General features: G+C 67.1%; 9 protein-coding genes. 3 read left to right on the forward strand and 6 right to left on the reverse strand.

Translation table 11 applies throughout. From position 1 onward, the window contains the following. Together ACLP25_RS13245 and ACLP25_RS13250 are read right to left on the reverse strand one after the other, a co-directional pair. Positions 1-229, reverse strand: a 229-nt coding sequence (locus ACLP25_RS13245) for an amino acid kinase family protein (RefSeq protein WP_442469657.1), incomplete at its 3' end; no start/stop codon positions are given. 126 nt (positions 230-355) lie between these two features. Continuing rightward, entirely contained in the window at positions 356-1,528 is a 1,173-nt protein-coding gene (locus ACLP25_RS13250; protein WP_442469658.1) for a hypothetical protein, read from the reverse strand. Positions 1,529-1,776: 248 nt separating this feature from the next. Here ACLP25_RS13250 and ACLP25_RS13255 point away from each other — a divergent pair, with 248 nt between their 5' ends. Continuing rightward, positions 1,777-2,100 carry a DUF1476 domain-containing protein gene (locus ACLP25_RS13255; RefSeq protein ID WP_442469659.1) on the forward strand — a complete coding sequence of 108 codons (324 nt, stop codon included), beginning with the start codon at positions 1,777-1,779 and terminating at the stop codon, positions 2,098-2,100. Between the two features lie 118 nt (positions 2,101-2,218). On the opposite strand, the gene ACLP25_RS13260 is transcribed toward ACLP25_RS13255, so the two are convergent. Further along, positions 2,219-2,749, reverse strand: a complete 531-nt coding sequence (locus ACLP25_RS13260; RefSeq protein ID WP_442469660.1) for an RNA pyrophosphohydrolase — start codon at positions 2,747-2,749, stop codon at positions 2,219-2,221. A gap of 619 nt (positions 2,750-3,368) precedes the next feature. On the opposite strand from ACLP25_RS13260, the gene ACLP25_RS13265 reads away from it, so the two are divergent. After that, positions 3,369-4,379: a P1 family peptidase gene (locus ACLP25_RS13265; protein WP_442469661.1), complete on the forward strand. Its 1,011-nt coding sequence runs from the start codon at positions 3,369-3,371 to the stop codon at positions 4,377-4,379. Positions 4,380-4,397: 18 nt separating this feature from the next. On the opposite strand, the gene pyk is transcribed toward ACLP25_RS13265, so the two are convergent. The 3 genes from pyk to ACLP25_RS13280 all read right to left on the reverse strand — a co-directional run bounded on the left by pyk (position 4,398) and on the right by ACLP25_RS13280 (position 7,482). After that, complete coding sequence (gene pyk, locus ACLP25_RS13270) at positions 4,398-5,801, reverse strand: pyruvate kinase (RefSeq protein WP_442469662.1); 1,404 nt, start codon at positions 5,799-5,801, stop codon at positions 4,398-4,400. A gap of 99 nt (positions 5,802-5,900) precedes the next feature. Continuing rightward, positions 5,901-6,323: a DUF1036 domain-containing protein gene (locus ACLP25_RS13275; RefSeq protein WP_442469665.1), complete on the reverse strand. Its 423-nt coding sequence runs from the start codon at positions 6,321-6,323 to the stop codon at positions 5,901-5,903. A 61-nt stretch (positions 6,324-6,384) separates the two neighbouring features. Then, on the reverse strand, positions 6,385-7,482 hold the full coding sequence (locus ACLP25_RS13280) for a site-2 protease family protein (protein WP_442469663.1): 1,098 nt from the start codon (positions 7,480-7,482) through the stop codon (positions 6,385-6,387). Between the two features lie 118 nt (positions 7,483-7,600). Here ACLP25_RS13280 and ACLP25_RS13285 point away from each other — a divergent pair. After that, positions 7,601-8,710 (forward strand): lytic murein transglycosylase (locus tag ACLP25_RS13285; RefSeq protein ID WP_442469664.1); only part of this gene is annotated, 1,110 nt, incomplete at its 3' end.

Genomic DNA, 8,710 nt, shown 5'->3' on the forward strand with positions numbered 1-8,710 from the left:
GCATCGAGCCGATTTGCGGGCCGCCGCCGTGGACGACCACCGGATTGATGCCGGACTGTTCGAGCAGCACCATGTCCTTGGCGAAGTCGCGCGCCTTGTCTTCATCGCCCATGGCGTGCCCTCCGTATTTCACCACCACGACGGCGTCGTCGTAGCGCAGCATATGGGGCAGCGCCTGCATCAGAATCTCGGACTTCTGCTGCGGCGTGGCGTTGAGGGCGTCGGTCATCGGGGCTCCGGAAGGCTTCGGGCGCGCCCGCTTCTAGCGGCTCAAGCGATGAAGCTCAAACGGTTTGCGGCGTTTTCGGGTCGGACAGGCGCCGCGAGAGCGGCCGCGCCGAGCGAGGCGAAGAGGCTAGCCCGGCGAGGGCTCCAGACGGATGAAGCGATGCCGCACGTCCCACTCGATATCCGCCTTGCACTTCCGTGCTTCCAAGGCCCCGCATCGCTCCCGGACCGCGGCCTCGTATTCCGGCACGGTCATCCCGTCCCGGTAGCAGGCGTAGCGCGCCGCGCTTTTCCCTCGCTTCGGGTTAGCCTCCTCGAGCAAGCGGATCCTTTTGGTCCGACGGAACGGTTCCTCCCGTTGCTTCGGCCCTTTGTCGTCTTGCCTGTCTTGGCCGGGACTACCTGCGGTCCCGATCGCCTCGGCGATCGCTTCATAATCTATTTGTTTCAGCGCGGCGTAGTGAGGCGCCGGGACGAAGGGCAAGCCCGAGGCCCTCCCCAATTGCTGAGCCTTGGCTCCGCACGCAACGATCATGGTGGGACGCAAAGCATAGATCGCTCGTCGCCCGTGCAGCCCGAAGCAGTTGTTGAGCATGTGGTCGGGATATTCGTTCGTTGCCGTCGCGCACCACGCGAGGTTGATGATGGCCGTCTCTTTCAGGCTGACGCCGATGCGTCGAAAAAAATTGATAAAGCGACCGCCTCCCCAATGCTCCATACAACGCAGCTGTCGAGTGAAGAATTCGGCCAGATCGATCTTACCGCTTTTGTAAGACTCGAGGTCGGTGAGCAGCGCCCGGTCGTGTTCGGACCCCTCGCCCGATCCGGGATTGATCATCACGAACAATCGTCTCGTGGGTGCTGACCAATAGCCGGGGCCGACGTAGCGGGGCTGAGGCAGCGCCACGAACCCGCGCGAAAGCGAGCCGGATTTGAAGCAAAAGTCGCAGTCGACGGCCGACCGGCAGATCTCTGCAAAAACCTTGTCGTTCGGCTCGCTTTCATCGGCCTCGACTTCGGACGGTTCAGCATTTGCGGCCCCAGGCCCCAACGAACCGGCCGCGCCAGCCTTGCGGTTCCATTTTGACCGCGCGAAAGATTCCATGGCGCCCAATCCCCTCGCCGCCAATTGGGGGCCTTCGCTGACGATGAACCGCTTCAACCCCTCGACGAGCGCAGGCCCCAAATTTTCGACCAGCACGCGCTTCAACCCTTCGGAAAGCTCTTTTCCGCTTCCGGTTTTCTTTCGCGTCGCCACGACTGCAATCTCCGCCCCGAGAGCATCGCCGAAATCTAACATTCTGTCGATTCCGGTCCGTGAAAAAGGATGGCGTTGCGCAACTGCTTCGTCAATGAGGCACCGGGCGACGGTTTCTTGCCCCTGCGTCGGATTTGCGTCGCGATGCCGCTTAGACGCTCCCCATTCTCCGGGCCGCCGCGTCGCATTGCGCCGCACCCGCGAAGCGGTCATAACAACGCAATACGGACGGGCCAAGAGCGGCCCGGAATTGGCGCGGCGCCAGACGACGCGCGGGTAGGGAGACGGACATGTCCGACGCATTCCAGGACCGCGAGAACACCTTCGAGAAGCAGTTCGTCAACGACGAAACCCTGCGCTTCCGCGCCACCGCGCGCCGCAACAAGGCGCTGGCTCTCTGGGTTTCCGAGCTGAAAGGCGTCTCCGGAGACGCCGCCGAGAAATTCGCCGAGGACTTCGTCGGCGCCCAGATCGGCAAGAGCGACGACGACGTCGCGGCCGCCCTCAAGGACGACCTCGCCCGCGGCAATGTCGACCTTTCTGACAATCGGTTGCGCAAGAGGATGGCCGAGGAAATGGCTGTGGCGCTGACCTCGGTCAAGGCGGGCAAGTAGAGGCGCCGCGATTCGCTTCGCCTCGCGAAGCGGGACAAGGCGGCCGAAGACCGGATATGTGGCGGCGCTGACCTTCGACGTTAGCGTTCACGATACTCTTAGCCCTGGGCGACGCCCCTCACCCCTGGCTCTCTTCCCGATTGCGACAAGAGGGGAGAGCGAGCGGCGCGAAGGCGGCGGCGACGGCCTCGTAGACCTGGCGCTTGAAGGGGACGACCACGTCGGGCAGATGCTCGAAACGCTCCCAGCGCCAGTCGTCGAATTCCGCCCCGTGATGGCCGCCAGCGGGATGATGGACGTCGATCTCGGTGTCGCGTCCGATAAACCGGAACAGAAACCACTTCTGCGTCTGGCCGCGATAGCGGCCCGCCCAACGGCCCCGCGCTTCGTCCGGCAGATCGTAACTGAGCCACTCGGGCAATTCCGCGATCAGTTCGATCGAGCGGATGTTGGTTTCTTCCCACAATTCGCGCTTGGCCGCCTCCAGAGGCGCCTCACCTTCATCGATGCCGCCTTGAGGCATCTGCCACGCGCGGGCGTCGAGATGCTCGCCGCCGCGCTTGCGCTTGCGATGACCGATGAAGACGTCGCCGTCGCTGTTGACGAGCGCGACGCCGACGCAAGGGCGAAAGGGCAAACCGTCAGTCATGAGAGCCGCATAGACAGGAAAATCGCTCCCATCTTAGCGTGAATCGGCGTTCGTGCGCCACGCACCCGCTCGACTTACCGCTGCGCCCCTTGCGGATCCTTGACCCGGAGCGCGGCGAGCGCCTGCTGGACGTCGATGATGAGTGGCTCCGGCGCGCCTGGGCGGCCGCGCGCGGGCCTGGCTTCGCCGCCTTGCCGGGTTGATCCACCCTGTCCGCCGAAGCGAACTCCGGAAGCGGCTTCGACGGCGGGTCCGAATTCTCGGACAGACGAAGCGTCGGAGGCTCGATGGGCGCGGTGAGCGTCTGCGCCGGCGATGCGGCAAATACGTCGCCGGCCCTCGGCGCCGCGCTGCGGATAAGCCAGAGTTCGCCTGCGACGATTGCGGCCGCGGTCAGCGCCGCGGCGACGGCGAAGGCGCTGAAGCCCGCTCGCATCGTCAGAGGCGAGACGTCGGGGCCGATCCCGAGCGGTTCGTTCAATTCATCGCGCAAAGCCGCCTTGCCTTTTCCCCGTCGTCGATCGCGACGCCTTACTTTCCAATGGTCCCCCTGTCTGAAGCCCAGGGCTTGCGTGACGCCGACTCGCCGGACGGCGAGCCGGCTGCTAGGACGTTCCGCATGACCGCCAATCTCATCACGGACATCGCCGGCGTACGCGTCGGATCGGCGCATGACGCCAGGCTGGCCTCCGGCGTGACGGTTGTGCTCTTCGACGAACCGGTCGTCGCGTCGGTTGCGCTGAACGGGGGCTCGCCGGCTCTCCGCGACGTGGAACTGCTGGAGCCCGAGATGATGGTGGAGCGGGTCGACGCCTTTGTCCTCTCTGGGGGCTCGGCCTTCGGGTTGGACGCGGCGGGCGGCGCGATGGCGTTTCTCGCATCCATCGGCCGCGGCTTTCGGACGCGCGGATCGCGCGGCGCGCTTGTGCCGATCGTGCCTTCGGCCAGCCTGTTCGATCTCTCGAATGGCGGCGACAAGGCTTGGGGTCGGCGACCGCCGTACTGGGAGTTCGGTTTTGAAGCCGCCTCCGAGGCGCTCGCCGGACCGAAGAGCTTCGAGCTCGGCACAACGGGCGCAGGCTTCGGCGCCTCGACATACGATCTGAAAAGCGGGCTCGGTTCGGCAAGCGCCTTGACCTCGCGCGGCTTCCGGGTTGGCGCGCTCGTCGTATCCAATTCGGTGGGCCGGGCAACGAGGGGGCTGACGCACCATTTTTGGGCTGCGCCTTATGAGCGGGCCGGCGAGTTTGGCGGGCGAGGATTCGGACCCGACGAGATCGACGACGCGCTCACTTTGCGCATGAAGGGCGACGAGCCCACGAACACCGATCTCGCAGTCGTCGTGACCGACGCGCTCCTGACGAAGGCGCAGGTCAAACGCGTCGCCATTATGGCTCAGGATGGCCTAGCTCTGGCGTTGAGGCCTGCGCACGCGCCGGGCGACAATGACGCCGTCTTCGCCGCCACGACGGGGCGCGCGAGCGCCGCCCCCGACCTGCGCGATCTGACCGAGATCGGCATGCTCGCCGCGGAATGCATCGCCCGTTCCGTCGCCCGCGGCGTCTACGAAGCGACGGCTTTGGAAGTGGACGGCGCCCAGCCGAGCTGGCGTCAGCTCTACGGACAATGAGCCGCGCCGGGGGCCCGGCTACGGGCCGCCGACAGTGGCGATCCGCAGGTTGTTGGTGCCGCCCGGCGTGCCGAAGGGCACGCCGGCGACGACGATGATCCGCTCGCCGGCACCGGCGAAGCCCTCGATATAGGCGTGCCGGCAGGCGCGGTCGGCCATGTCGCGCTCGTCGCGCGCGTCGTCCGTGACGATCGGGTGGACGCCCCACACGACCGCAAGCCGGCGCGCGACCTCCTCGTGGGGGGTGAGAGCGAGAATGGCGGAGCGCGGCCGCTCGCGGGCGATGCGCAGGCCTGTCGAGCCGGAGTTCGTCCAGGCGCAGATGACCTTGAGTCCCAGGGTCTCGGCCACGTCGCGCGTCGCCTCCGCGATGGCGTCCGCCCCGGTCGGCTCGGGCGTGGCGCGCTGCGCCTCGATGATCGAGGGATAGATCCCCTCCGACTCCACCGCGACGGCGATCTTGTTCATCGTCGCGACCGCCTCGCGCGGATATTGCCCGGAGGCGCTCTCGGCCGACAGCATCACAGCGTCCGCGCCTTCGAACACAGCGGTCGCGACGTCGGAAACCTCGGCGCGGGTGGGTACGGGCGAGGTGATCATCGATTCCAGCATCTGGGTCGCCACGACCACCGGCTTGCCCAGCCTCCGCGCGTAACGGGTCAGCGTCTTCTGGATCCCGGGCACCCGCTCGAGCGGCATTTCGACGCCGAGATCGCCGCGCGCCACCATGAACGCGTCCGCCACCGCCATGATTTCGTCCATGCGCGCGACCGCCTGCGGCTTCTCGATCTTGGCCATGACCAGCGCCCGGCCCTTGGCGATCGCCTTGACCTCGGCGACGTCCTCCGGCCGCTGGACGAAGGACAGCGCGATCCAGTCGATGTTCTCCTCGAGCGCGGCCTTGAGGTCTGCACGGTCCTTGTCGGTCATGGCCGATGTCGGAATGGTCGTGTCGGGGAGGCTGACGCCCTTGCGGTTGGACACGCGGCCGGCGACCTCGACGACGGTCACGGCGCGCGTGGGTTCAGCCTCGACGACCCGCAGCATCACCTTGCCGTCGTCGACCAGAACGCGATGGTCGGGCGCGAGCGAGCTCAGGATCTCCGGATGCGGCAGCTGAACGCGCCCGGCGTCCCCCGGCGTGGGATCGGAGTCGAGCGTGAACGCATCCCCCTTGTGCAGCTCCGCGCCGCCGTCAGCGAACAGGCCAAGGCGCAGCTTCGGTACCTGCAGGTCGACCAGAACGCCGATCGGCCGGCCGGCCTCCTCCTCGAGCGAGCGGATCATCGCCACCCGCTCGCGCATCGCATCGTGCGAAGCGTGGCTCATGTTGATGCGGAAGACGTCGGCGCCCGCTTCGAAAAGGGAAAGCACGGTCTCACGATCAGCGGAGGCGGGACCGAGAGTCGCGATGATCTTCACGCGACGGCTGCGACGGAAACGGAAGGGGCTTCTCCTCGGATTCGGACGGTTGAAGGCCGACGGATATTGGCGCCAGCCCGGCTCGCAATGATGACAGGATCACGGGTTCGACGGAGTGGCCTGGTCGGTCAGCTGCACCGTCCAGCTCTTGGCGTCCTTGCCGGTGTCGACCTCGAAAAACCCGGTACGGTCATAGCCGCGGACGAAGCAGTCCTTCCGGCCCTGGATCTTGAACTCGCGGTCCGACGTGCACATGAACGCCTTGCCCTTCCACTCGCCCCCGCGCTCGTCCATCGCGTAGACGTAATAGTACTGCGCGGCAAGCGCGCCCCTGAGAAGGGTCACACAGTCCAGCGACTTGAGGTTCCACCAGCCTTCGCTGACCCATTCCTGGCCATCGGTGTAAGCGAGCGCGACGCTGACCCGACTGCTGGTGTTGTTGCACATGCGCAGGTCGGCCGAGGCCGGACCCGCGACGGCGAGCGCGACGACCAGTGCGGAAAAGAACAGGCTTTTGCTCACGTTCGCCAAGTGCGTCTCGCTTTTCGGGCGCCATATTTCCCGCGCGCCTCCCGCTGTCAACTCACGCGCGGCGGCCGAACCGCCAGTCGGGCCGCACCGAGCGGATGAGCACGATCTCGGCGAGCGCCTGCCGGGTGAGCAGGCCGACGATCACGCCCTCCGCGTCTGTTACATAGAGCGCGGGCGCCTTCGGGTCCTGGAGGCGCTCGAACACGCTCTCGACCGGCGCCGCAGGGCGAACGCTGTCCACGCCCACGCGCATCACGCCGCTCGCGGGTTCGTCCCCTCCGTGCTTGCGAACCGCCGTCAGAATGTCCTCCCGCGTGAGAAGCCCCACCGGCTTGCCGAATGCGTCGACGACGGGAAACTCCTGCTGCGCGGTGGCGATCAGCGCATCGACCGCCCGGGCTAGCGTCGCGTCCATGGAGATCGGCGTGAATCGCGTCTCCATCGCCTCGCCGACGGTGAGCCCTCTCAGCGCTTGCGCCGAGGCGCTCATCTGGGCCTCGCCGGCCGCCGCCATGTAGACGAAAATCGCGATGAACAGCAGCAGGGGATTGCCGAAAAGACCGAGAAACCCGAGACCGATGGCGAAGGCCTGCCCAATCTTCGCGGCGATCTCGGTGGCGAGCGCTCCGCCGACGCGCATGGCGAGGAGTGCGTGCAGCACGCGCCCGCCGTCCATGGGAAAGGCCGGGATCAGGTTGAACACCGCGAGAAAAAGGTTGGCCGCGGCGAGGCGGCCGACCAGCGACAGATGCGGGTTGTCGATCTCCGCGAACTCGCCCGGGCGAAGCGATCCCCAGGCGAGGAAGAGCGCGAGGCCGATCACGAGATTGACCGCCGGCCCCGCGAGCGCGACGACGAGCTCCTGCCGTGGGTCTTTCGGCAGGCTTTGCATGCTCGCCACGCCGCCAATCGGCAGCAGCGTCACGACCGGCGCCTTGATGCCGTAGCGCCTGGCGGCCAGGATATGGCCGAACTCGTGCAGCACCACGCACAGGAACAGGAGGAGGATGAAGACCGTGCTGTCGAGCGCGGCGCTCAAGCCCTCGCGCGCCCAGGCGCTGCCCGCGATCCAGGCGAGGAACAGGATGAAGGTGATGTGAATCTTCACGGCGGTCCCGCCGAAGCGGCCGACGGTGATGGACCAGGGCATGGCTCCCGTCTCCCGTTCCCGGCCGCCATTCTAGCGCCGCCGGCGCCAATGGGGCAGTCCACGGCTTTTGGGCCGCTCGCGGCTCGACGGGCCCGGTCGAATCGACGATGATCGCCGCATGAAGCGGTACGTTCTGTGTTCTCTGGCGGTCCTGGCGGCGGCGGCTTCGACGCCGGCCCGCGCCGACTTTTCCTCGTGCGTCGCCTCGCTCAAGGAGGACGCCGTTCGCGCCGGCGTCTCGCGCGAGACAGCCGACCGGGCGTTCGCCGGCCTTCAGCCGGACCTGAAGGTGCTCGAGTTCCAGAAGGCGCAGCCCGAGTTCAAGACCCCGATCTGGGACTATGTCGACGGCCTTGTCGACGAGGAGCGCGTCGCCGACGGCAAGGCGGCGATGGCGCGCGAGGCGCGCCCGCTCGCCCACGCCGAACAGACCTATGGCGTCAGCCGCTACATGCTGGCCGCGATCTGGGGGGTCGAATCGAACTTCGGCACGGAGATGGGCGAGCGGCCTCTGGCTCAGTCGCTCTCGACCCTCGCCTGCTTCGGCGAGCGCGCCGGCTACTTCCGCTCCGAGCTGATGGCGGCCCTGAAGATCGTCGACCGCGGCGACATCCCGGCGGATAAGCTCGCTGGCTCCTGGGCGGGGGCGTTCGGACAGACCCAGTTCATGCCCTCGAGCTATCTGCGCCTCGCCGCGCCCGGGTCCGACGGCGGCCGCGACATCGTCGATTCGGCCGACGACGCGCTGGCCTCCACAGCGCATTACTTCGCCAAGTCCGGGTGGCGCTCAGGCGTCCCCTGGGGTTTCGAGGTCAAGCTGCCGCCCGATTATTCGGGCCCTTCCGGACGCAAGGCGAAAGAGCCGATGTCGGCCTGGGCGGCGCGCGGAATCACGCGGATCGACGGGCGGCCGCTCGGCGAGGGCGAAGCGGGTCTCTTGCTGCCCGCCGGCAAGGAGGGCCCCGCCTTTCTGGTCACGCGCAACTTCGACGTCGTCTATTCCTACAACGCGGCCGAATCCTATTCGCTCGCCGCCTGCGTGCTGGCCGACCGCCTCGCCGGGGGCCCAGGCATCGTCACGCCCTGGCCGACCGACGATCCGGGCCTGTCGCGGATCGAGCGGCGCGAACTGCAGACGCTGCTCGCCCGACGCGGCTACGACGTCGGCCAGCCCGACGGCGCGATCGGCAACAAGACCAAGGAAGCGATCGGCGATTTTCAGGGCAAG

The sequence above is a fragment of the Roseiarcus sp. genome, from assembly GCF_052145395.1.
Taxonomy (GTDB): domain Bacteria; phylum Pseudomonadota; class Alphaproteobacteria; order Rhizobiales; family Beijerinckiaceae; genus Roseiarcus.